Source organism: Nitrospinota bacterium (genome assembly GCA_027619975.1).
GTDB lineage: Bacteria > Nitrospinota > Nitrospinia > Nitrospinales > VA-1 > JADFGI01.
Genome location: JAQCGX010000018.1, coordinates 1 through 21754 on the forward strand (window position 1 = coordinate 1; position 21754 = coordinate 21754).

The 21754-nt window shown below is 47.5% G+C and carries 22 protein-coding genes and 1 pseudogene; 16 read left to right on the forward strand and 7 right to left on the reverse strand.

Annotated elements, in window-relative coordinates; all coding sequences use genetic code 11:
* Positions 1-76: 76 nt before the first annotated feature.
* Together O3C58_07820 and O3C58_07825 are read right to left on the reverse strand one after the other, a co-directional pair.
* Positions 77-1288 carry an MFS transporter gene (locus O3C58_07820; GenBank protein MDA0691759.1) on the reverse strand — a complete coding sequence of 404 codons (1212 nt, stop codon included), beginning with the start codon at positions 1286-1288 and terminating at the stop codon, positions 77-79.
* Positions 1285-1749, reverse strand: coding sequence for a tetratricopeptide repeat protein (locus O3C58_07825; protein ID MDA0691760.1), 465 nt, complete (start codon positions 1747-1749; stop codon positions 1285-1287). The genes O3C58_07820 and O3C58_07825 overlap by 4 nt, the downstream gene beginning before the upstream one ends.
* 170 nt (positions 1750-1919) lie before the next feature.
* Between O3C58_07825 and O3C58_07830 the strand changes: the two genes are divergently transcribed.
* The 4 genes from O3C58_07830 to O3C58_07845 all read left to right on the forward strand — a co-directional run bounded on the left by O3C58_07830 (position 1920) and on the right by O3C58_07845 (position 5156).
* Positions 1920-3200 carry a competence/damage-inducible protein A gene (locus O3C58_07830; protein MDA0691761.1) on the forward strand — a complete coding sequence of 427 codons (1281 nt, stop codon included), beginning with the start codon at positions 1920-1922 and terminating at the stop codon, positions 3198-3200.
* 50 nt (positions 3201-3250) lie between these two features.
* A complete protein-coding gene (locus tag O3C58_07835) occupies positions 3251-3646 on the forward strand; it encodes a CBS domain-containing protein (GenBank protein MDA0691762.1) in 396 nt (131 codons plus the stop codon).
* 53 nt (positions 3647-3699) lie between these two features.
* On the forward strand, positions 3700-3897 hold the full coding sequence (locus O3C58_07840; protein MDA0691763.1) for a hypothetical protein: 198 nt from the start codon (positions 3700-3702) through the stop codon (positions 3895-3897).
* A 203-nt stretch (positions 3898-4100) separates the two neighbouring features.
* The gene (locus O3C58_07845; protein ID MDA0691764.1) at positions 4101-5156 is read left to right on the forward strand and encodes a peptidase M42; all 1056 of its coding nucleotides are present in this window, start codon (positions 4101-4103) and stop codon (positions 5154-5156) included.
* Positions 5157-5210: 54 nt separating this feature from the next.
* Here the strand turns inward: O3C58_07845 and O3C58_07850 are convergent, their stop codons facing one another.
* From O3C58_07850 to O3C58_07870, 5 genes and pseudogenes are all read right to left on the reverse strand, one after another.
* Entirely contained in the window at positions 5211-5348 is a 138-nt protein-coding gene (locus O3C58_07850) for a type II toxin-antitoxin system RelE/ParE family toxin (GenBank protein ID MDA0691765.1), read from the reverse strand.
* Positions 5341-5811 carry a type II toxin-antitoxin system ParD family antitoxin gene (locus tag O3C58_07855; GenBank protein ID MDA0691766.1) on the reverse strand — a complete coding sequence of 157 codons (471 nt, stop codon included), beginning with the start codon at positions 5809-5811 and terminating at the stop codon, positions 5341-5343. The genes O3C58_07850 and O3C58_07855 overlap by 8 nt, the downstream gene beginning before the upstream one ends.
* A gap of 110 nt (positions 5812-5921) precedes the next feature.
* On the reverse strand, positions 5922-6215 hold the full coding sequence (locus O3C58_07860) for a helix-turn-helix transcriptional regulator (protein ID MDA0691767.1): 294 nt from the start codon (positions 6213-6215) through the stop codon (positions 5922-5924).
* Positions 6212-6487 (reverse strand): annotated as a pseudogene (locus tag O3C58_07865) (type II toxin-antitoxin system RelE/ParE family toxin). The gene O3C58_07860 and the pseudogene O3C58_07865 overlap by 4 nt, the downstream one beginning before the upstream one ends.
* Before the next feature lie 24 nt (positions 6488-6511).
* Positions 6512-7156 (reverse strand): rhomboid family intramembrane serine protease, encoded by a 645-nt coding sequence (locus tag O3C58_07870; protein ID MDA0691768.1) that lies wholly within the window; start codon positions 7154-7156, stop codon positions 6512-6514.
* Positions 7157-7309: 153 nt separating this feature from the next.
* Here O3C58_07870 and O3C58_07875 point away from each other — a divergent pair, with 153 nt between their 5' ends.
* From O3C58_07875 to der, 12 genes are all read left to right on the forward strand, one after another.
* The gene (locus O3C58_07875; protein ID MDA0691769.1) at positions 7310-9730 is read left to right on the forward strand and encodes an SUMF1/EgtB/PvdO family nonheme iron enzyme; all 2421 of its coding nucleotides are present in this window, start codon (positions 7310-7312) and stop codon (positions 9728-9730) included.
* 335 nt (positions 9731-10065) lie between these two features.
* Positions 10066-11418, forward strand: a complete 1353-nt coding sequence (locus O3C58_07880) for a response regulator (protein ID MDA0691770.1) — start codon at positions 10066-10068, stop codon at positions 11416-11418.
* Positions 11419-11421: 3 nt separating this feature from the next.
* The gene (locus O3C58_07885) at positions 11422-12222 is read left to right on the forward strand and encodes a MotA/TolQ/ExbB proton channel family protein (GenBank protein MDA0691771.1); all 801 of its coding nucleotides are present in this window, start codon (positions 11422-11424) and stop codon (positions 12220-12222) included.
* 6 nt (positions 12223-12228) lie between these two features.
* Positions 12229-13038, forward strand: a complete 810-nt coding sequence (locus tag O3C58_07890; GenBank protein ID MDA0691772.1) for an OmpA family protein — start codon at positions 12229-12231, stop codon at positions 13036-13038.
* Between the two features lie 162 nt (positions 13039-13200).
* Complete coding sequence (gene ribD / locus O3C58_07895; GenBank protein ID MDA0691773.1) at positions 13201-14277, forward strand: bifunctional diaminohydroxyphosphoribosylaminopyrimidine deaminase/5-amino-6-(5-phosphoribosylamino)uracil reductase RibD; 1077 nt, start codon at positions 13201-13203, stop codon at positions 14275-14277.
* 45 nt (positions 14278-14322) lie between these two features.
* Positions 14323-14976: a riboflavin synthase gene (locus O3C58_07900; protein ID MDA0691774.1), complete on the forward strand. Its 654-nt coding sequence runs from the start codon at positions 14323-14325 to the stop codon at positions 14974-14976.
* A 175-nt stretch (positions 14977-15151) separates the two neighbouring features.
* Entirely contained in the window at positions 15152-16363 is a 1212-nt protein-coding gene (locus tag O3C58_07905; GenBank protein MDA0691775.1) for a bifunctional 3,4-dihydroxy-2-butanone-4-phosphate synthase/GTP cyclohydrolase II, read from the forward strand.
* 17 nt (positions 16364-16380) lie between these two features.
* Positions 16381-16845 (forward strand): 6,7-dimethyl-8-ribityllumazine synthase, encoded by a 465-nt coding sequence (gene ribE, locus O3C58_07910; GenBank protein ID MDA0691776.1) that lies wholly within the window; start codon positions 16381-16383, stop codon positions 16843-16845.
* A 79-nt stretch (positions 16846-16924) separates the two neighbouring features.
* Positions 16925-17356, forward strand: coding sequence for a transcription antitermination factor NusB (gene nusB, locus O3C58_07915; GenBank protein MDA0691777.1), 432 nt, complete (start codon positions 16925-16927; stop codon positions 17354-17356).
* Positions 17357-17375: 19 nt separating this feature from the next.
* Positions 17376-18104: a metallophosphoesterase family protein gene (locus O3C58_07920; protein MDA0691778.1), complete on the forward strand. Its 729-nt coding sequence runs from the start codon at positions 17376-17378 to the stop codon at positions 18102-18104.
* Between the two features lie 172 nt (positions 18105-18276).
* The gene (locus tag O3C58_07925; protein ID MDA0691779.1) at positions 18277-20067 is read left to right on the forward strand and encodes an N-acetylmuramoyl-L-alanine amidase; all 1791 of its coding nucleotides are present in this window, start codon (positions 18277-18279) and stop codon (positions 20065-20067) included.
* Positions 20068-20081: 14 nt separating this feature from the next.
* Positions 20082-21404, forward strand: a complete 1323-nt coding sequence (der, locus tag O3C58_07930) for a ribosome biogenesis GTPase Der (protein ID MDA0691780.1) — start codon at positions 20082-20084, stop codon at positions 21402-21404.
* The last annotated feature ends 350 nt before the right edge of the window (positions 21405-21754 follow it).

A 21754-nucleotide genomic window follows, 5' to 3' on the forward strand; every position in this document is an offset into this window, starting at 1 on the left:
TTAAATTAACAGTAAACTTGAAATTAACATTTTAAGGTCCCAAAAATAGTTTTTCAGCAACCTGCTAGACCCTCCTCTATTTTCTTCTTCCGTGCTTGATTTCAGGAATGAGCATCAAGCTGGCCACAACCATCATGGCCGCTGAAAGCAGACCTACATTGACCACGCCAATTTTTTCATAAGCCCAATAGCCGATCATGGGGCCGATAGTTCCCCGTATCCCTGTCAGAGACACATGAACGGACATATAAGCCGCCGTTTTCCCCGGTGGCGCGTATTTTGTCACCCATAAACTCCAGGCGATGCTTCCCCCTGCAAATGCCAATCCGATCAATCCTGAACTGATGCCGATGACCCACGGATTTTTCGATATGAAAAACGCCCCAACGCCCACGGCGAATAACAAGTTGAGAATTATTCTAAGGGTCACAAAGTTCATGCGGTCAAACATTCTGGCCCAGAAGGGGATGAAAAGCATGCGGATGGTATCGGGAATGACGGTGATGATCATGGCCACAAAAATTGCGGAACCTTCTATGCCGAATTCGGCAGAGGTGACGTAATCTACCCGCAAGGGAATCGTCCACAGGTTGGCGAACCCCATGATGAACCAGGTGAACAACACATATCCAAAGGCACGATCCTGCACCACATATTTGAAGTTGGCGAGAGGATGCCAGTGCGCATTAGCTTCAATATTTTTTGATGGCATGCAATAGATTGCCCCCGCTTTGGCCAAAGCGCAAAAACCCATCAAGGTGAATAGCCAGGTAAAGTATTCTATATCGACTTCCAATAAGGATGAGCCAAGATAACCAAACGCCGCCGATACCCCGACCGTCAGGATGAGGGGAATGGAGAAATAGTTGCCGCGTTTATCGGCAGGATAATTGTCGCCGTAAATATCCGTTAAAAGTGGCAGTAATGCGCTTCGTCCGATGTATCCGATGACAATAAACAGGGAGAATATTTCCACCGTTTTGGACCAGGCGGCAATGAGCAGGCACACTCCGGTCATGACGGAAGGCAGGGCTCCCAATATTGATTTCCGCCAGCGGGTTCCTTCGGCGTAATGCACGAAGATGAGAGAAAGAAACATTCCCATGAAGGGAGCCGCAGCGATCAGGGATTTCAAGTTTTCGTCCGCTTGAAAGTAACGGATGGCGATGAAAAGGCAAAAGGTTTGCGATCCCGTCGCCAGCATGCCTTCGAACCCGCCGCGCGCCAGGTCGCACCGGAAGGTCTTCTTTGCGATTTCTTCTTTGGAGAGGGTTGAATAGGTGTTCAATTTAATTTTCCGAGGCACTGGGCGATGAACTCCCGGTTGGCGTCGGCGTAAGGCTGGATTTCGATGGCGCGTTTAAAACATTTCAGGGCTTCATCGTAACGGGCGAGTTTGTATAGGCACATTCCCATACCGTGCAAGGCGCCAAAATGGTGCGGGTTGATTTGAATCGTGCGTTCGCATTCGACAACCGATTCTTCAAGCTCGTCCTGTAGAAATAAAAGCGTGGCGAGTTTGTTATGGGCTTCGGCAAAATCAGGATAACTTTCTAAAAGATCTTCAAAGACCTGCCTGGCGTCTTCCATTTGGTTTTCGCCCATCAGCCTCGTTCCCTGGTTGAGCTGCTCTTCGGCTTGGCTTCCGGCTTCCTGGTACCATAGCGACCAGAGTTCCTGGGTGGCATGGTTGCGTGTGGCAGGACTAGGGTTTTTGAGATCGTTCAATAACTGTTGCAGTTCATTCATATTAAATATAAACCATTGATTTAGGTTTTCCTGATGGGGCAGGCATCAAACAGTGAATAGATTTGGGTTTCAAACAGTTAAAGTTTATATTAATTCAAATGACGCAAGGTTAGCAAACTCCGTTCTAAAATATTATTTTTGAGTGACCTGGAAAGGGTGAAGGAGCGCACTTGTTTTCTAACGAATCGGGAGTTCGGCAGGCGGAAATTATTGCCATCGGCAATGAAGTCGTTAGTGGCTTGATTCAGGACAGCAACTCACGGTTTCTGAGTGCCCGCTTGCAGTCCATAGGAGTCAATGTGTCCCGATTCACAGCTGTCGGAGATGATAAAACGACGATTCAGACCGTGGTTCAGGAAGCCCAGGAAAGAGTGGGCATTGTCATCGTCACCGGCGGGTTGGGTTCGACCCATGACGATATCACCAAGGCCGTTCTTGCCGACTTGTATAAGTCAGGGTTCAAAAAGGACGAGCAAGTCGCTAAAATGCTTACGGGGTTCTTTAAAACCAGGGGCAGGGAAGTGCCTGAAGGGGTCCAAAGCCAGTGGAACGTGCCCGAGGCCGCGACGGTTCTGTTAAACGAGAAAGGCACGGCCCCCGGATTGCTGTTTGAAAAAGAAGGCAAAATGCTTTATGCCCTGCCCGGCGTTCCGCTGGAGATGGAATATTTGTTCGAAAAATATATCGAACCTAAGCTGTCGTCCCCGGATGGGTTTAAAATATGGCATCGGGTGCTGCTCACCACGGGACTTTCCGAAGCTGATCTCTGGTCCCTGATTGGTTCGGTTGCGCCCTTGGAAAAGCTGGTGACGGTGGCATCGTTGCCGTCTCACCTTGGGGTCCGCATTCGATTGTCCGCCCTGGCAAAAGAGGAAGTTGAGGCGAAGGCCCGGTTGGATGAAGCGGATAACCTGATAAACACAAAAATTGCAACCCATCTATTCGGCAGAGATGATGAAACCCTCGAAGGGATAGTGGGCGAGCTTCTCCTGCAAAAAAAACAGACGGTCGCCGTGGCCGAATCGTGCACCGGTGGGTTGATCGGCCATCGCCTGACGCAAATTTCCGGAAGTTCCGAGTATTTTCTGGAGGGGGCGGTCACCTATAGTAACGAGGCCAAGCATAAGCGACTGGGCGTGGCGGAAGAACTTATAGTAGAATATGGCGCGGTGAGTGAGGAAGTTGCGTTAGCCATGGCCGAGGGGATTCGCAAAAGCGCCGGAACCGATTTTGGTGTGGCCGTCACCGGGATCGCCGGACCCACAGGCGGGACCGAGCAAAAACCGGTGGGGCTGACATATATTGCCATGAGCGATGCGGGCCATACCGAATGCCGGAAATACCTTTTTCATCAGGACCGTGGCCGCAACAAGGAGAGGGCCGCCCAGGCCGCTCTCGATCTTCTGCGTTGTCATCTCATGAAGCAAAAAGGTCTTGACGGGTTTAAATAGGTTTATTCTATTGATAAGAGGAAGTGGATCAATGAAAAAGGAGTTTTCAAATGAGTAAAGTCGGTGAATACATGAGTACCACGATTTATTCTGTAAGCCCGGATGAGCTTGCCTATGATGCCTTCGAAAAAATGAATAAAAACAATATTGGCGCGCTTTTAGTCAAGGATGGTGAAGAGTATGTTGGGGTCTTTACCAAAACGGATTGGATGTTGCTGGTTTTAAGGGGAGAAAGCGACCCCAAGACTTTGCAGGTTTCCGCGTTGATGACAAAACTTAAGTATACGATCGATCGGGATCAAACCATTGCTTCAGCCTGCGCCATTATAGAAGAAAATCGTATTCGCCATCTTCCAGTGACCAAGGATAATAAAATTGTGGGGATGTTTTCCGTCAAGGATTTGGAAAAATATTATCTGCACTTGCATAAAAAAACAGATTTTTAATTTCTGCATGGTTCAATAATGAACCCTGAAGGAATTGGGAGAGGAACGTAACTATGACCCCGTGCCGTGAATGCGGAAAAGAAGTTTCCGAAGATTTGCGGAATTGCCCTCATTGCGACACCCCGGTAAACCCGAATATTCCCAATTATCCCACCTTTGGCGGCAGTGGCTGGGTCATGAGCGTGATCGGAATTCTGTTCATCACGTTGATCGTGGGGCTGCTTGTTTTAATGTTTACGTTTCAAGATTGAAATTTCCCAGAGCGGACATTTCATAACGCAGCCTGGATAGAAAAAGTCAGGCTGAGGAGCAATATGTTTAAACGGTTCTCTTCCCGTACCAAAGTACGTTACATGAAGATAATTCCCGAGTATTACAATTCTTTTAAGCCAATTTCCCGCATATCCGGTTTTTTGCGGAGACAGGCCAACTTTATATAACTCACGCGACTCCAGTGCTAAGTAACGAATTTATTGACCTACTAAAATCTATTATAAGGCATCCCAGTGTCGTGGGTGCGGAGCACTCATTCTTTAGAGTGTTGCAACGTGAACTTGAAGAAAGGGGTGCGAATGTCACCTGGTACGAAGGGTTACTGGTCGCTCAGGGCAACAAACCCCTTAGCATCATGTTTTCTGCGCATATCGATCGGCATGGCTTGATTTGCACAGGCCCAAAAGAATTTCAGTACGCTGCATTCCTTTCTGCCAACAGGACGGACCTTTTAAATAATTCTGTTTCTGAAGAATTGATGACAAAGGTGACCGGGCGATTTCAGTCCGACCCAGTATATGCCTACGAGCCGTGGTCTGGTGTCTACCGGGGAAATGGCATTATTAAACGTTCCTATGTCTGCGAGTATAGAAACAACCTGATTTTCGAAATAGAAGGGCTTGGTGATGTTGTTGCCGGAACGCCTATCGCGTTTAAGGATAAACTTAAAGTCAATAACGGCCGACTGCAAGGACAATTAGATAATGTATTGACTGCCGCAGTGCTTGTGCATTTATTCAGTCTCGGTTTTCAGGGCACCGCATTTTTTACCGCACAGGAAGAGTCTGGCAAAAGCTGGCGTTATTTGCTGGAATGGTTTCGTCGATTTGGTGGATCGACCAATCGACTTTTCGTAGTGGATACCAGTCCTTTTCCCAGTATTGAGACAGCGAATAACCAGATGCTGGTTCTCAGAGAAAAAGATGCCAATGCCAGCTTTAACAGGGAGGCCACGAGTCTGATTGAAGATTTATGCCGAACAAATAATATCAGCTTTTTGTACAAAGACAGGTACGTTGAAGAAGATAACGCACGACTGTTGAGTCTGGGTGAAAAACCCCGGTCCGTCGGTAGCACGGAAATGGGTAGAATAATTATGGGTTCAAATGGACTGGTTGACGGCACCACAATACAGATACCCACAACCGGATATCACACCATGGACGAATCCGCATCACGTGAATCTGTTGATGCATTTATTCGTATATTGGCAACAATATCGAAGAAAAGTGAGTGATTGTTTTTCAGGCGCCGTACGAACGGCAATGATTACTCCAGTCCTCAAGCAGGCTCATTTGAGTGTTTTAAAGGCTTGAAATAAACCGTCTCGGTAATGCCCTGCTTGTTCGATGTCGAAGGTTTCAATGGTGTAATCCGCGATGGCGGCAAGATCGTTTTTAGCATCCTTGGTGAGGATATATTTAGCCACTGCGTTTCAGATGTCTCTGTTCCGCCTCCTTCCAGATATCCTCCGCTGTGTGCTCGCTGATTCCGCTGGCTTCGGCCTTATCCAGCATATTGCGTAATTCGACGATCTTGCTTTCCCGTTCCTGATCCTGGCGCACCAGGTGGCGGAAATATTCGCTGGTGTTTTCAAACTGCCGGGTTTTCATTGCGGACTGGATGTAGTTGCCCATCTCATCGGGCATGGTGATTGAAAATTTTGCCATCGTGTAAGTCCTCCTTTTAACTTTATTGGCCACAGGCTGGAAAGCCTGTGCTACCACTGTCCCGAGGGCTAACCCAAGTCCTCGGGGCTCAAAGCGGTACCCCAGAAAATCAAATCCTTTTTCTATTTTCCCGATGTAGGTTTTATCGGGGTGCTTTTCCAGATTGAGTTCCGCCAACGTTTGATTGACGTTCCGCACCGCTTCGCGCAGTTTCCACTGCAAATTGGCTGATCTGCAATGTCCGCTTTGGGTTGTGACTTCAACCGGTCAACGCAATCGAAGGTCCGTTTTTCCGTTATAACTGTTATTTCACAGAATTTGAGTTTTCATTTTCAAACCAACGTTATATGAAGCTCACGGCCCACGGCGCGGGCGGCTTTTGACATGGTAGCGAGTGTTACATTTGAAACGGCAGGGTCGAGAAATCGATCCAGTTGCCTTCTGCTGGTTGCCATTTTCTTCGCCATCTCTGTTTTAGAAATTTGGTTGTCGGACATAGCCTTGCGAATCTGATCCGCCAGAATTTCTTTAAGGGTCAGATGTTCGCATTCCTCAAGCATTCCCTGTTCATCGAGAAAATCATCAAAAGATGATCCAACGTGAGGGTTTTTGGTTTTCTTGCTCATTGCTCTACCTCCTTTTTCCTCTTCTTCGCGAGGTCTAAATCTGCTTGCGGTGTCTTCTGGGACTTTTTCACAAAGCCATGCAGGAGCACCATTTTATTATTGGTTATCAGGAAAATGACTCGCGCTATGCGTTTATCTGAAATGTCGCTACGGACTTCATAAAGCCCATGTCCCAGAGGTTTGCTGTAAGGCATACCAATCGGCCAGCCAAATTCAACCTTTTGAATGTCCTTGCCGACAATTCTCCGATCTTCCCTATTCAGTTTCAACAACGCGATTCAGGGGATTCTGGGTTTTCAAGCACGCATTCGGCGGAACGGCAGAATCAGAAGCATGCCCGCTAAAAACCCTCCGATATGAGCGAACCACGCGACCCCTGCGCCTCCCGATTGGGCCATGGCGTTTCCCACCTGAATCAAGACCCACAAACCGAGAAGAAACAAAGCGGGAACGCGGATGATGGTGACAAAAATGAATAAAAACACCAGTGTTTTGATTCTCGCAAAGGGGAACAGCACCAGATAGGCGCCCAGGATTCCCGATACCGCACCGCTGGCGCCGACCATGGGAATCACTGAATTGAAATCGGTGGCGACATGCCCGAGGGCTGCAATGGTCCCGCAAACCAGGTAGAACAAGATAAAGCGGAATTTCCCCAGGATGTCTTCAATATTATTCCCGAAGATCCAGAGATAAAGCATGTTTCCGGCTAAGTGCAAAAATCCAGCGTGCAGAAACATCGAGGAATAGATATTTGGATAAAACGTGACGGGGGCGCGGACCAGTGCGTAGGGAACCAGGCCATATTCGTTAAATATCATGTCCGGTGGAACGGAAGCGTTGAAAAATGTCTGGAAATATATAAAAACATTGGCTCCGATGGCCAGTAGGGTGATTATCGGGAAGTTGCGCGTGGGAATGTCGTCGCCCAGAGGGATCATGAGTTATTTCTGTTTATTGATGTTCTGCAAGGGGATGCCTTGTGATAAAATTTTAATGTTGCCTCTAAAATTCAATTTAAACTTTGAGTCTAATCCGAAAAATATCAATTTTTGGATGCTCTGGATACCCATTGATTATAAAGAACCTGTCTTATGAGTGAAACAAATGATTTGCCCGTCCCGATCCATGTTGGTGATGAATTGCCCGTCGTTCAATCGAAGCTCGAGGAATCTCAGGGTTGGGTGATAGAAACCTTTCGGAAACACCAGCTCAAAGCGGTGTCCGCCTGGATGGATGCAACAGTAGGCGAGGGGAGGGGACGGAAAAACGTGATCCCCCAGGTTTTGCTGGATACCAACCCCATTGATCACCGCCAAAGTCTGCAAGAGCAGGTGTTTCCTTCGCCCAGAGCCATCCATGAGGATCTTTTAGAGATCAACAGTCTCAAGTTCTTGCTCCAGGCTGGGCTGGGTATGGGCAAAACCACTTATCTTAAAGGGTATCAGGAGCAACGGCTGAAGGGAGTCGCGCATCCTGTTTATCCCCTGCCATTGTATTTTCATTTGGGCGACCTGCCAGCCCGGACGGGATTCGCCAAATTTTACGAAACCATATATCAAGAAATCCTGCAAGTTGTTTTATTGGAACAGGAAGAAGTTGACGGACTGGAACTGGATGAGGACCTTCTTCTCGGAACGATAGAAATGATCTTCAGAACCGGGAAAATCCAGTTTCTTCTTGATGGCTTGGATGAGCTGGACCCTGAGGATCGGTTCCACGTCTATTTCGAAACCTTTGTGGATGACAATGCGTTCAACAGTAGTTTTGTGGTGCTGGCGACGCGCAAGTTCCATCTGGGATCCCTGGCGGCGGATACGGTGGTTAAAAAAGGGCAGGACTCTGCGTTTCAGATGGAGGTTCAGGAAGTCGATGAGAAAGATCGAAACTTTTTTCTCGGCGATGCCAATAAAAACAATGTGTTGAAAACAATTTTCGCTAATTTCCCTGAGCTGGGAAATACGCCTCTGTTATTGAAGATGATCCATACGCTTGAAGCGAACGAGCTTTTGGAGGGAGTGGAAAAACGCGGGGATATATATGCGGCCTATTTCGATCATATGCTGGCGCAATTTCAGGAAGCCGATCAGGAGAACAACCCCGAGAACCCCGTTCAATGGTTGATGAAAGTTTCATTCGACTTGTTTCAAAAGGAACAGGCGCAACGGTTCCAGGATGTCGAACTGGGGTTTTCCAAGGAAATCCTGAGAGATTCTAAGGAAGCTCTGATAATTCTGAATGAAAAAGGGGAAGAAGTGAGTTTTGCTGACGGGCTGGATTGTGTTTTTCAGCAGACCGCCATGCGCTTTGAATACCGGCATCCTTCCTTTCAGGAATTCTTTGCCGCCCGATATCTGGCCGCCCACCCGAATTGGCAGGAGCTTGTGCACGAACACTGCCGTCAGGAACCCTGGGAAGAGGTCATCCGGTTTTTGGCGGGAATGGTTCCCGGTGATGAGCTGTTCGAGATTCTTCTCGAAGAAGGCGCGGTATTTTTGGCGGGCAATTGTTTGTGGGAGACGAGAGACCTCTCCAAGGAAAAATCGCTACTGGTCAATCATCTGCTGAAGTACCAGTGCAAGGAATCCCTGCCGCAATTTTCCAAGTGTCGCCTGGTGCAAACGCGTGATGTGATTGAAGCGGTGGACCGGGAAGTCCTTTTACAGCGTATTGCCGATATTCTCAAACGCCATAAAAGGGACAGCCGGATATTGTTCGCGACCCTGGAATTGCTGGTGTCCTTATACGATATGGATCTTCATGCCCTGGTGGATACTCAGGATTTTGAACCGCTCCAGAATATAAAGGAGCTGACGGACTTCCTGGCTGAATCCAGAGACCCGGAACAGGTGAAACCCTCTCTGATAAAGAGATGGAGCGAAATGGTGACCGTTCCCGCCGGGAAGTTCATTTATCAGGATGAAAAGGATGAAGAGGACCAGATCAATCTTAAGGAATATTCCATTATGAAGTTTCCGGTGACCAACATCCTGTACCGGGCGTTTGATCCCAACCATCGACACCGTTTTTCCAAGTATTCCAATGAGGAGGATCAGCCAGTCATCGGCATCAATTATTTTGAAGCCCTGGTGTTCTGCATCTGGCTGGGGAAACGTCTGCCCATTGAGAAGGAATGGGAAAAAGCCGCACGCGGAACCGATGGACGGGATTATCCCTGGGGAGAGGCGTTTGGTTATCAAAACGGCTACAACAATACCTGCGATTATGTGATGGGACGAACCAATGTTGTGGATGAGTTTGAGCAAGGGATTTCTCCCTACGGGTGTTTTGATATGGCCGGTAATGTTTGGGAATGGTGCGTTCAACATCATGCATCCAAACACTCGACCCAAAGGATCGTTCGCGGAGGGTCCTGGCTCAACTACCTGGTCCACTCCAAATGCAAGTTCCGTAACTCTTTTGATCCTTCCGAGCGGCATCTTGCGGTGGGATTTCGTTGTGTTTCAGGCCCCCAGTTCACTGAAATTGAGGAAGAGGATGACGAAGACGACTGAAACTGGCGAAAAATTTTAGTTTTCCCCTACTTAGCCGCAAAAAAAATCCGCAGACCAATAAATTATTCCCCCTGAAGAACCATTGAAAAACCGTCCCCTTTTTTCCCCTACCCTGAACAGGGTAAAGTTTTTCTTGACTCTCTAAATGGTTGTATTTATCCTAATTTCAATAAGTTAACAGAATTGTGGTGCTCAGGTAAGTTTCCATTTTTGGGGAAATTTCAGGGAGTGATGTGTTCAAACTTCCTATTTTCCAAATAGATTTACCTTGGATGACTGTTAGGTATGCATAATTTTTTGAATTTTCAATCAGAACTCATTTGGAGATCAGGTATTTGAATATCAAGGGACTCGCAAAAAAAATCCTTTGTATTGATGAAGACCCCGCACTGTCCGGAAAGGTGAGGGAAATTATCAATCACGCTTTTGATTCCAGTGAGGTGCAAATATTTCATTCGCTGACGGGTGAACAAGGGCTCGATCAGATGCTCAAGATGCCAGCCGATATTGTTCTTTGCGATATTCAATTGTCCGGAAAAGACGGGTTCGATATATGCCGGCAAATCCGCAAGAATCACCCGCAATGTGCCATCATTTTGATGTCGCCCTATGAACCGGAAACTGATGTCGCCATCAAGGCCAGAGAAGCCGGGGCGGATTCTTATTTTTCAAAACCCGTTAAGAAAGGCGAATTTCTATTTGCGGTGAATTCTATTTTACGGGCCGCCCGGCAGGAAAATGCCATTTACGAAAAAAACCAGCAATTGGAAGAATCTCTGGAGCAATTGAAGGCGTTTCATAAAAAAGTGGCCGACTTGAATGTTGAGCTTCAGGTGGACAAGAGACGGCTCGGGGTCAATCTCCAGGAAGTGACGGAACTGAACTACCAATTGGAAGAAAAGAATTTACAGATTTCCTCTATGATCGAAGAATTGGGCCACCGGTTTGAATCCACAGAGTCCCTGATCGCCAGCATCATAGAGATGCACCAGGCCGACCACCGCGGACATTCGGAGCGGGTTGCGAAAATTTCCACGTTTATAGCCGAAAAAATGCAGCTCACCGATTATCAAACTCGCAATATCAAATCCGCGGCGCGTTTGCACGAGTTGGGAATTGTGGCCCTGCCTTCGAAGGAAAAAAGGTTGGAAGCGATGAACGAGGGGAAAAGTCGATCACGAACCAACCATTCCCTTGTGGGGGAGATGCTTCTCAAAAGTTTTCCGGGATTCGAGCTGACTGCCAACATTATTCGGCATCTGCATGAAAATGTCGATGGGTCCGGGTTTCCCGACAACCTCTATGGAGACCGGATTCCTATTGGCTCCAGAATCGTGTCTGCCGCCAGTTATTTTGACCATTGCAGAATTTTAAACCCGGATTCCAGCCCATCAGAAACCTTCGCGGTTACCGAACAACAACGCGGGAAATTTTTCGATGAAGATGTTTTGAATTTCCTGGGTGAGTATGTGCAAACCCAAATGCAGTCCGGTGACGAAAAAACTCTGGATTGCACTGTATTTGCACTGGTGGAAGGGATGGAGTTGGCTTCCAATATTTATTCAGAGTCGGGAATCAATATCCTGATAAAGGGGACGGTTCTGAATGCAGATATTCTCAGTAAAATTTTAAATTTTCACGCCGTCGATCCCATTGCCGGCACCATAAAAATTAAACAACCGACTTAAACTATGGATATAGCAACTTTAGCAGGAATTGTAGCGGGAATAGGCCTGGTTCTGTGGTCTATTCTAATGAACAGTGGCCTGGACTTGTTTTGGAGTGCTCCTTCAGCCATGATCGTAATGGGCGGGACGCTGGCGGCCATATTTATTGCTTTCCCGATGAATGAAGTTTTCAAGGTGATGGGACTGTTTGTTCGGGTATTTCTGGTCAGAAAATCCGATCACTATGTACTCATTCAATCCATGGTGGACGTTTGTAATGTTGCCCGTAAAGGCGGCGTTCTGGCCATTGAGTTGAAGCTCAAGGATATCGATAACGAGTTTCTGAAAAAAGGGTTGGAGATGACCGTGGATGGAAAAGATGAAGCCACGGTAAATGCCTTGCTGAAAAGGGAAATCAAACAGATCCTGAAATCTCATAAGGATGGTTGGGAAATTTTCAATCAAATGGGTGCTTTTGCCCCGGCTTTTGGCATGGTGGGAACTTTGATCGGTTTGATCCAGATGCTTGCCGATTTGTCCGACGTGAATTCCGTTGGACCAAAAATGGCCATTGCCTTGATCACCACTTTTTACGGTGCGGTTTTGGCGAACCTGTTCTTCATTCCCATGACCGTCAAGTTGAAGCGTCGCAGTGCCACGGAAACCCTGGAAATGAATCTTGTCCTGGAAGGCATTTCCTACATTCGCAAAGGTGTGAACCCGCGATTTATGCAGGATGTTCTGGAAAACTATCTTGATTCGTACCACGGGAAAAAGTCCAACAAGGAAGACGACAAGGGCGGTAAAACCCCCGCCAAGAAATAACTGATTATGGCTGAAGAAGAAAAGAAAAAAGAGCCGGATCCGGCTGAAGAAGAAGACGAAGAGGAGGAGGACGGGGCGGAAGGGATCCCGGCATGGGTCATGACCTTTGCCGATCTGGTCACCCTGTTGATGGTATTCTTCATTCTTTTATTCGCCATGGGGTCTATTGAGGACGAGAAATGGCGGTTGATCAAGGAATCCCTCAAGAGCGCTTTGGGTACGGATGATCTTCCTGAAGCCGGAACCCGTCAGGGACTCGATGTCATGACGATGAAGGTGAATGAAGAGAGTGTCAACGCCATTGATGAAGTTGGGGCGATGGTGTCTAAGGAAATTGAGGAAATTGCCTCCGAAGTAGAAGAGTTCGTATATAAGAACAAGCTGGCGGGACAGGTCGAGGTTTCTTCTGATGAAAGAGGAGCGATCATCACCATTTCCGATACGGTACTATTTCCATCTGGCCAGGCTCGAATGAGTCGTGAAGGCGCCAAAGTCATCAACCAGGTCTTTGATCTACTCAAACAATTTCATTACGATGTGAAGATTGAAGGGCACACGGACGACTCCCCCATCCATACGGAAAGGTTTCCTTCCAATTGGGAGCTGTCCGCTTCCCGAGCCGCTGATGTGGCACGCATGTTCGTCGAAGCGGGTTTTTCGCCTGAAAATCTTTCCATAGAGGGGTTGGCTCAGTTTCGTCCTAAACTGCCAAATAACAACGCGATTAATCGCGCCGCCAACCGCAGGATTGAGATTGTTTACCAGCGCGGAAGTATCCGCAAACAAATGGTGGATGTTTTACGGAGAGGCGGGTAATCGGTGCAATTTACTTTACAGGTTCCATCTTCCATGCACTCCTGTCCTCCTGCTATAATACTCTCCACAATATTTCCTTTTCCATGACAACCCGAGGGCGTTTGAAAACTTGAAAAGGTTTTTCCCGCGACTGACTTGACTGAGAAATCCCCAGACTACTATATGGCCCGTGCTCTGGAACTGGCCCGAAAAGGTGCAGGGAGGACATCTCCCAACCCGATGGTAGGCGCTGTGATCATCAAAAATGGCCGCGTGGTGGGGGAGGGGTATCATAAAAAAGCCGGTTTTCCGCATGGAGAAATCGAAGCTCTGAAAAAAGCGGGTTCTCAAGCCAACGGGGCGGATCTTTATGTCAACCTCGAGCCTTGCTGTCACTTTGGGAAAACCCCGCCATGCACGGATGCGATTATTGCCGCAGGCATTCGTAAAGTCATCGTGGGAATGAGCGACCCAAACAAACTGGTCAGAGGAAAAGGGTTCCGGAAATTGCGGCAAAAGGGTATCGAGGTGGTAACCGGGGTGCTTGGCCAGGAATGCACCCGATTGAATGAAGTTTTCGTAAAATATATTTGCACCCACCGACCCTTTGTTATATTAAAGACCGCTGTTTCCCTTGATGGGAAAATTGCCACGAGTTCGGGGCAATCCCAATGGATCACCGGCGCTAAAGCCAGACAGAGAGTGCATCAAATCCGCAATGAAGTCGATGCGATCGTCGCCGGCGCCGGGACTATAGTTGCGGACAACCCCTTGTTGACTACCCGGCTGGGAAAAAAGTCCAACGTCAAGCATCCCGTTCGGGTTGTTTTGGACAATGAAAATCTTGTCCCCTTGAATGCCAACGTTTTTAAAAACACAGATTCCCAGCGAGTCTTTTATATTGCCGGTAAAAACATCTCTGTTTCCCGGAAGAAGGCCCTGATTCAAAAAGGAGTGGAAGTTCTTTCCCTAAAAGAAAAAAAGGGCAAAGTCGATTTGCAGCATTTGATGCAGACGTTGGGTGAGAAAGAATTGACCTCGGTATTGATCGAGGGTGGGGGTGAGGTGAATGCCAGTTTTCTGGAAGCGGGGCTGGTGGACAAGGTGATGGTTTTTGTGGCTCCAATATTAATTGGAGGGCGGGATGCTCCAGGGCCTGTCGGTGGAAACGGAATATCGCGTCTTGCGGACGCTCTTAAAATAAAAAACATGACCGTCAGTTCCATTGGCAACGATTGGTTACTGGAAGGCTATCTTTAATAAGTGCGGCGCAAGTAATTTATTGATAAAAAGGGAAATTAAAAAATGTTCAGCGGTATCATTCAGAGCCTGGGAACGGTGGAAAAAATAACGCGTGGGGATGAAAAAGCCGAGATGGTGATTCGTACTGAATCGGGTTTCAGTGATTTCGAGTTGGGAGAAAGTATCGCTGTCAACGGTGTTTGCCTGACGGTCCGAGAATCAGGGGATCATTATTTCGTTGCGGATTTAAGCACCGAAACTTTGAACCGTACGGGTTTTAAGGAGGTCAAGGAGCGGACTAAGGTAAACCTGGAGCGTTCGCTCACCCCCTCGCAAAAAATCAGCGGACACTTTGTTTCAGGCCATGTCGACCAAGTGGCTACGGTGGTGGAGTTAGAAAGTAAAAGTGGGGAAATCCTGTTCCGGTTCGAGTATCCTCCAGAACTCGCCCCTTTTATCATTGAAAAAGGGTCTATTGCCATCGATGGAATCAGCCTCACAGTATTTTCCTGCATGGATAATCGGTTCTCCGTATCAATTATTCCCTTCACGCATACCCATACGAATTTGAGCGCCCGCAAAATCGGGGACCGGGTGAATATTGAATGTGATATGATTGGTAAATACGTTTTTAAAGCCTGTGAAACTTTGTTGGGATCGTCCCCGACGGAACAAAAGGTCTCCCTTGATCTGCTCCGGCAAAAGGGTTTTTTGTGATTATGGCTCTATGAGTGCATGATTTTATCCCAAAGGTTCATGTTGGATAATATAAAATCGGTTAAAGAGAATTATTTGTAATAATAGGTCGATGAGTCCCTGATTTAGCCTGAAGGGTGGGCTTATGACAGGAGTTTTTATCATCAGGCAAAGGGATTTTTATTAAGGGAAAGTTATGAGCGATGCGTTCAGCACCATAGATGAAGCTCTGGAAGATGTAAAACAGGGCAAAATGATCATCATCGTCGATGATGAGGACAGGGAAAACGAGGGCGATCTGATGATTGCCGCCGAAAAGGTGACTCCCGAGGCTATCAATTTTATGGCCAAATATGGCCGGGGGCTGATCTGCCTGGCCCTGACCGAGGAGCGAACCCGGGAACTGGGGTTGACGATGATGGTTGAAGACAACCAGTCGGCTTTTGAAACCCCTTTTACCATTTCAATTGATGCCAGGGACGGGGTGACGACAGGAATCTCCGCCGCCGACCGGGCGAAAACTATTCTGGTGGCCATCGATCCGAAAACCCAAAAAAAGGATTTGGTCAAACCGGGGCATATTTTTCCTTTGCGGGCAAGAGATGGCGGCGTTCTGGTGCGTATGGGGCAAACGGAAGCCTCTGTGGATATTTCCCGGCTTGCCGGGATATCGCCTTACGGCGTCATTTGTGAAATCATGGATGACGATGGCGAAATGGCCCGGGTGCCTTCATTGACCCTGTTTGCCAAAAAATACAATTTAAAGATGATCACCACCAAGGACCTTGCGGAGTACCGTCTGCAACGGGAAACCCTGGTCGAAGAAGTAGTTTCGACGATCCTTCCTACGGAGTTCGGCGACTTCAACGCGGTGACTTTCCGCAACGTTCTGATTGACCAGATCCATATTGCTTTGGTCAAAGGCGAGGTCAAGCCCGATGTGCCGACGCTGGTGCGCGTTCATTCGCAGTGTCTGACGGGAGACGTGTTCGGGTCGTTCCGCTGTGATTGCGGCGATCAACTGAAAAAATCAATGCAGATGATCAGTGAAGAGGGCGCTGGCGTTTTGTTGTATTTGTACCAGGAGGGGCGCGGCATCGGGATCGTCAATAAACTGAAGGCCTATGCTTTGCAGGATCAGGGACAGGATACCGTTCAGGCCAATGAAGCTCTTGGATTCAAGCCGGATCTTAGAGAGTATGGAATCGGTGCGCAGATTCTCCATAAACTCGGCCTTGGGAAGATCCGCCTGATGACCAACAACCCACGCAAAATTGTCGGGCTGGAAGGCTATGGGTTGGAGGTGGTGGAGCGGGTTCCCATTGAGGTGAAGCCCAGAAAAGATAATATCAAGTACCTTGAGACCAAACGGCAGAAAATGGGGCATATGCTCAAGAACATATCCTGAACAAGGTGGAGAGAAAAATGGTTAGCCATATTGAAGGAGACTTGAATGCCAAAGGATTAAAAATTGGCATCGTGGTCAGCCGGTTTAACGAATTTATCACCGGCCGCCTGGTCGAAGGCGCACTTGATTGCCTGCTACGGCATGGAGCGGTAGAGAAAGATATCGAAGTGGTAAAAGTACCCGGCGCTTTTGAAATTCCCATGGCGGCAAAAAAAATGGTCGCCGGGAAAAAATATGATGCGATTCTCTGTTTGGGAGCCGTTATCCGCGGGGCGACGCCACATTTTGGTTATGTTGCCGGCGAGGCCGCAAAAGGAGTGGGAAGCATCGCGTTGGAATCTTCTGTTCCGGTTTTGTTTGGCGTGTTGACGACAGATAATCTGGAGCAGGCGATCGAAAGAGCGGGGTCCAAATCCGGCAACAAGGGTTGGGAAACGGCGCTTGCCGCCATTGAAATGGCTAATTTGTACAAGAAAATTTAGCCAGTGTGACGCTGGGCCCAATAGGAACGTGCAATGGGTTTTAGTTATTATCAGTTCTTTTAAATAGGTGCATTCAGGTATGGGGAAGCGAAGGTTCTCAAGAGAGCTGGCATTGAAGTTTCTTTATCAGTTTGAATTTAATGAAGCGGATTTCGATGATCAGATGGCTTCGTTTGCAGAAAGGACTTCCTGCAAAGAAGAGGTTAAAGCCTTCATGGAGGAACTGGTTTTAAAAGTTCTCAATCATATTGATGAGATCGACGGTATCCTGAAAAAATACAGCGAGAACTGGGCTCTTGATCGCATGACGGTGATCGACCGTAATATTTTGCGGCTTGGCGTGTGTGAATTGCATTTCAGTCAGACCATTCCTCCCAAAGTTGTTATCAACGAAGCGGTTGAAATCGCCAAAATATATGGCAGTGAAGAATCTCCGGATTTTATCAACGGCATTCTGGATAAAATTTTCAAGGAAATGCCCAAGGGAAAGACGCCTTCATCCATCGGGTGATTCCGGTTGTGGCTTCCTAATGAGATATCTCATTTTTTCCGACCTGCACAGCAATCTGGAATCATTGCAAGCCTTCTCCCGGATCGCGGCGACCCTCGATCACGATAAAAAAGTATTTTTGGGAGATCTGGTGGGTTACTGCGCCGATCCCAATGCCTGCGTGGAATGGGTTCGGGAAAATGCGGATATCATCTTAGGCGGTAATCACGACTTTGCCGTCGTGGGAAAAACCGGCCTGACCTATTTTAACCCACACGCCTACCAGGCCTGTCTCTGGACCCGTCAGGAATTGTCCGAGGAGAATAAAGCTTTTCTGATGGCGCTTCCCTGTGAAATAGAGGAAGATGGCGTTACCTGGGTACATTCATCGCCTTTTGAACCCGATCAGTGGCATTATGTAAATTCCTGCAAGGACGGGAAAATCAATTTCGATCATTTTTTGGCCCGCTTGTGTTTTCTCGGGCATTCCCACCGGCCCGTGATCCTTGAGCAAGGTTCGGATGGGGTGGTAAAGGATTACATCTCTTCGTTCCGGGAGCTAGATCCGGAATGCCGCTATATCGTCAATGTTGGCAGCCTGGGGCAGCCGCGAGATGGCAACCCGCAACCTTCATTTGTGGTCTATGATTCTGATGCGGCAACCATTGAATTTCAAAGATATGAGTACGATTTTGAATCCACGCAAAAGAAAATCCTCGCTGCCGGTCTTCCTTTTCCCCTGGCCGATCGTTTGCGCTTAGGGATGTAACTTATTGATTTTCCGCCCTCTAAATCTTGACGCTATTTTGAAAAAATGATATAGTCTTAAGCCGTAATAGAATAAAAGGTTATGAGAGGTTGTCATGGCCGTTTTCCCGAAGTGTTAATTATTGTTATCTGCAATTTTTTATTTTGCCTTTCAGCATAAGCGAATTCCTTGAATGCCCTTTTTAACTGCTAAAAAAATCGTATCCTGTTTTTTGATCGCCTCCTTTTTGGTTTTGGGAAGTTTTCAAGAGGATCTTCAGGCCAGAGGGTCTCAGGATGGTTCGTCCGGGGCTTTTTATCAGCAAGCTCAACGAAGTTATTATCTCCTGAAAAGTTCTAAGAAAAACCGGGCCTATCGCCACCAATGGGTGGCTTGTATCGAAAAATTTATTGCCGTGTACGAAAAATTTCCTTCCAGTCCGCAAGCTTACAATGCACTTTATACAGCGGCCCGCCTTTACCAGCAACTGTACGATGTGGCAAGAAATGGTGAAGACCAGGATCGAGCGAGCCATTTTTATTACAAGGTGATCTCTGAGTTCAAGAGTGGCCGGTTGACAGATGACGCTTTGATTCGTCTGGGAGAGATTTATTTTGATAAAAAAAACTATCCGGCGGCCTTGTCGGCTTTTGAGAAAATTCTTCGGGAATACCCGCAAGGAGATCAGGCCACCAAAGCGCAAAAACTGAGAGAAGCCACGGTTGCCTTTGTTCCTACTCAGAGAGTGCAAAAAGTTAAGGCCCTGTCCAGTGAAGTGGCATCGCCTGTTCTTATCAAGAAAGTGGATTATCGCAGGCAACCCGATGCTACAAGAATTGAAATTCTTATTGGTGGTCCAACGAAGATATCTCAGAATCGGTTGAGCGATCCCGAGCGCATCTATTTCAACTTCTCCAACGCCAGGCTGGACAGCAATATTAAAAGGGATATTCAAGTCGGGGGCGACGTTCTAACGCGTTTGCGCGTCAGCCAATTTGATGAAAACAGCAGCCGACTGGTTTTGGATATCCCCGCGAACAAGGAAATTAAAGTTGTCACGTCCCAGGAAGGTTCCAAACTGGTGATTGACTTGTTTGGTCCCGGTAAAAAATCTATCGTGGCTGAAAGATCCCAACCGTCTTCAACTCCAAAATCAAATTCAATGGAGACTATAAAACCCGAGCCGGCTCCAGAACCCAAGCCGGTTCCCGGGGTGGCTGTGAAACCCGAAGCCGTTGTAACGCTCAAAGTCGTTCCCGTTGCGGTGGCCTCGAGAACCAAAACCGTGCCCCGGAGCCAGGCGCCTCTTATTATCGTTGACCCTGGACATGGTGGGAAGGACGTTGGCGCAACCAGTCCCAATGGTCTGCTTGAAAAAGAATTGAACCTTGATATCTCCAAGCGATTGAAAAAAATTCTGGAAACCCGCTACGGCTATCAAGTTATTTTGACGAGGCATGATGACACCTTCATCCCGTTGGAGGAAAGAGGAGAGATTGCCAACAAAAAGAATGCGGATTTGTTTGTTTCGATTCACGTCAATGCCGCAAAACGCCGGTCCGCGCATGGAATTGAAACCTATTACCTGGGAGTTGCCAATAGCGAGCAGGCTCAGGAAACAGCCACCCGCGAAAATGGCGAGTTGGTTCACTCAGTAAAGGACAATCAGGTTCAGCAAATTTTGGCCAGTATGATCAGCACGACAAAAATCAACGCTTCCGCCGCATTGGCGAGCCACGTTCAAGAACGGCTCCACAGTTCGGTAAAAAAGAAATACTCTGAAGTGAAAGACCTTGGCGTCAAGGAAGGACCCTTCTTTGTTCTCCACGACACGAATATGCCTAGTATTCTCGTGGAAGTGGGGTTCATAACCAATTCTCTCGAGGAACGAAGATTGAAGCGGTCGGACTACCTGGAGCTGTTGGCATCTGCCATTGCCCAAGGAGTTCATGAATTCAAAAGGGACAGAGGACCCACCATTTAACGAGGTTCATCATCATGTCTGTTCCTGTGGTTGTTATCATTGGCAGAGCCAATGTAGGAAAATCCACTCTCTATAATAAACTCACCGAAAAAAGATCTTCCATCGTCAATGACACTCCGGGTGTGACTCGGGATCGTTTGTTTGGCCGCGCCGAATGGCAGGGTCGGCAGGTCATTCTGGTTGATACCGGGGGCGTTGATATCGATAACGTGAACGAAATTGAGCTTCAGGTCAAGGAGCAGGTTCTGATCGCTCAAAACGAAGCGGACTTCATTATTCTGGTGGTTGATAGACAACAAGGGCTCACGGCTCAAGACAGGGGTATCATCGAACAGGTGAGACGGACGGGAAAGGCTTTTTATCTGGCCGTCAATAAGGTGGATGAGCCCTTACACGAAAAAGATATGGGTGAGTTTTTGCAACTGGGGATAAAAGCGACCTATCCCATATCGGCAGAACACGGCCTTGGACTCTTGGATCTGATAGACGGTCTGGTTGCGGCCTTCCCTGAAGCCACTCCCGAAGAGCCGGAGCTGGATGTTATAAAAATTGCCATTGTGGGCAAGCCCAATGCAGGGAAATCCTCCTTGGTCAATAAATTGTTGAACTCCGAAAGATGTATCGTATCCCCTATCCCTGGAACCACGCGGGATACCGTCGATACGCATTTACAGTTTCAGGGAAGGGATCTTCTTTTTATTGACACGGCGGGAATCCGCCGCAAGGGAAAAACCAAAGAGGTTCTGGATAAATTCAGCGTCATCATGGCTTTGAAAGCTCTGGACCGATGTGATATAGCCGTTCTTGTTCTGGATGCGGACGAAGGGGTGTCGGATCAGGACGCCAACATCGCGGGGTATGCCTTCGATAGAGGCAAGGGCTGTATTATCGTGGCCAATAAGTGGGATTTGATCGAAGAACCAAGAGGGTCTTTCCCAGCTTTTGAAGAAAAAGTCCGGGATCAGTTTAAGTTCCTGGAGTTTGCTCCTCTGTTGACGGTTTCCGCTAAAACAGGGCAGGGGATAAACAAGTTGCTTTCGAGCATTGAAAAAGTTTATGCGGAATATTCAAAGAATATTACCACAGGCAAGCTGAACGATTGTTTCGAGAAAGCGATCCTGAAAAATCCGATGAGCAGTTATCGTGGAAAATTTTTAAAACTGTTTTACGCCACGCAAGTCAAAAGTTGCCCGCCAACGTTCAGATGTTTTGTTAATTACCCGCAGGGGATTCATTTTTCCTATCAGCGGTATATGGTCAATAGTTTGCGCAAAGTTTTTGGATTTTCAGGAACCCCGCTTCGTTTGATGTTTTCAAGCCGAAAAAAGATGGATTGATATCGGGGCCTGAGTAGAACCAAGGATTTTGCAAAGTAGTAAAAAAGTGCCCCGGCATCGTGCCGCTCCCTTCCCTTCAGTAGCTCAAGATTAGTAAAAAATCACCTTTAGTCTTGCCTCAGGTCTCTGGTAAGTTGTATAAAAAGGTTAAAATTTATCAGAACAAGAAAAACTACGCTTGCATTTGACGTTCCCTGACCCCTTGTATGGTGCCGTCCTGGGCTTAGGCGAAAGGCTATCGTTTGGAAATCAGGTATTTGCTCTGGAAAAAAACAATGATGTGTATACAATTGGGATGAATCAGCGAAGTTGAATTCGATCAATACAAACCTTTAAATTTGTCAGGCGAA

Excerpts from the sequence above, each read along its gene's own strand:
- O3C58_07885 (MDA0691771.1), top strand. The coding sequence starts at position 11,422 with ATGGATATAGCAACTTTAGCAGGAATTGTAGCGGGAATAGGCCTGGTT.
- O3C58_07925 (MDA0691779.1), top strand. The coding sequence starts at position 18,277 with ATGCCCTTTTTAACTGCTAAAAAAATCGTATCCTGTTTTTTGATCGCC.
- O3C58_07875 (MDA0691769.1), top strand. The coding sequence starts at position 7,310 with ATGAGTGAAACAAATGATTTGCCCGTCCCGATCCATGTTGGTGATGAA.
- O3C58_07825 (MDA0691760.1), bottom strand. The coding sequence starts at position 1,749 with ATGAATGAACTGCAACAGTTATTGAACGATCTCAAAAACCCTAGTCCT.
- ribE (MDA0691776.1), top strand. The coding sequence starts at position 16,381 with ATGGTTAGCCATATTGAAGGAGACTTGAATGCCAAAGGATTAAAAATT.
- O3C58_07920 (MDA0691778.1), top strand. The coding sequence starts at position 17,376 with ATGAGATATCTCATTTTTTCCGACCTGCACAGCAATCTGGAATCATTG.
- O3C58_07840 (MDA0691763.1), top strand. The coding sequence starts at position 3,700 with ATGACCCCGTGCCGTGAATGCGGAAAAGAAGTTTCCGAAGATTTGCGG.
- ribD (MDA0691773.1), top strand. The coding sequence starts at position 13,201 with ATGGCCCGTGCTCTGGAACTGGCCCGAAAAGGTGCAGGGAGGACATCT.
- O3C58_07835 (MDA0691762.1), top strand. The coding sequence starts at position 3,251 with ATGAGTAAAGTCGGTGAATACATGAGTACCACGATTTATTCTGTAAGC.
- O3C58_07890 (MDA0691772.1), top strand. The coding sequence starts at position 12,229 with ATGGCTGAAGAAGAAAAGAAAAAAGAGCCGGATCCGGCTGAAGAAGAA.
- O3C58_07860 (MDA0691767.1), bottom strand. The coding sequence starts at position 6,215 with ATGAGCAAGAAAACCAAAAACCCTCACGTTGGATCATCTTTTGATGAT.
- O3C58_07870 (MDA0691768.1), bottom strand. The coding sequence starts at position 7,156 with ATGATCCCTCTGGGCGACGACATTCCCACGCGCAACTTCCCGATAATC.
- O3C58_07900 (MDA0691774.1), top strand. The coding sequence starts at position 14,323 with ATGTTCAGCGGTATCATTCAGAGCCTGGGAACGGTGGAAAAAATAACG.
- der (MDA0691780.1), top strand. The coding sequence starts at position 20,082 with ATGTCTGTTCCTGTGGTTGTTATCATTGGCAGAGCCAATGTAGGAAAA.
- nusB (MDA0691777.1), top strand. The coding sequence starts at position 16,925 with ATGGGGAAGCGAAGGTTCTCAAGAGAGCTGGCATTGAAGTTTCTTTAT.
- O3C58_07905 (MDA0691775.1), top strand. The coding sequence starts at position 15,152 with ATGAGCGATGCGTTCAGCACCATAGATGAAGCTCTGGAAGATGTAAAA.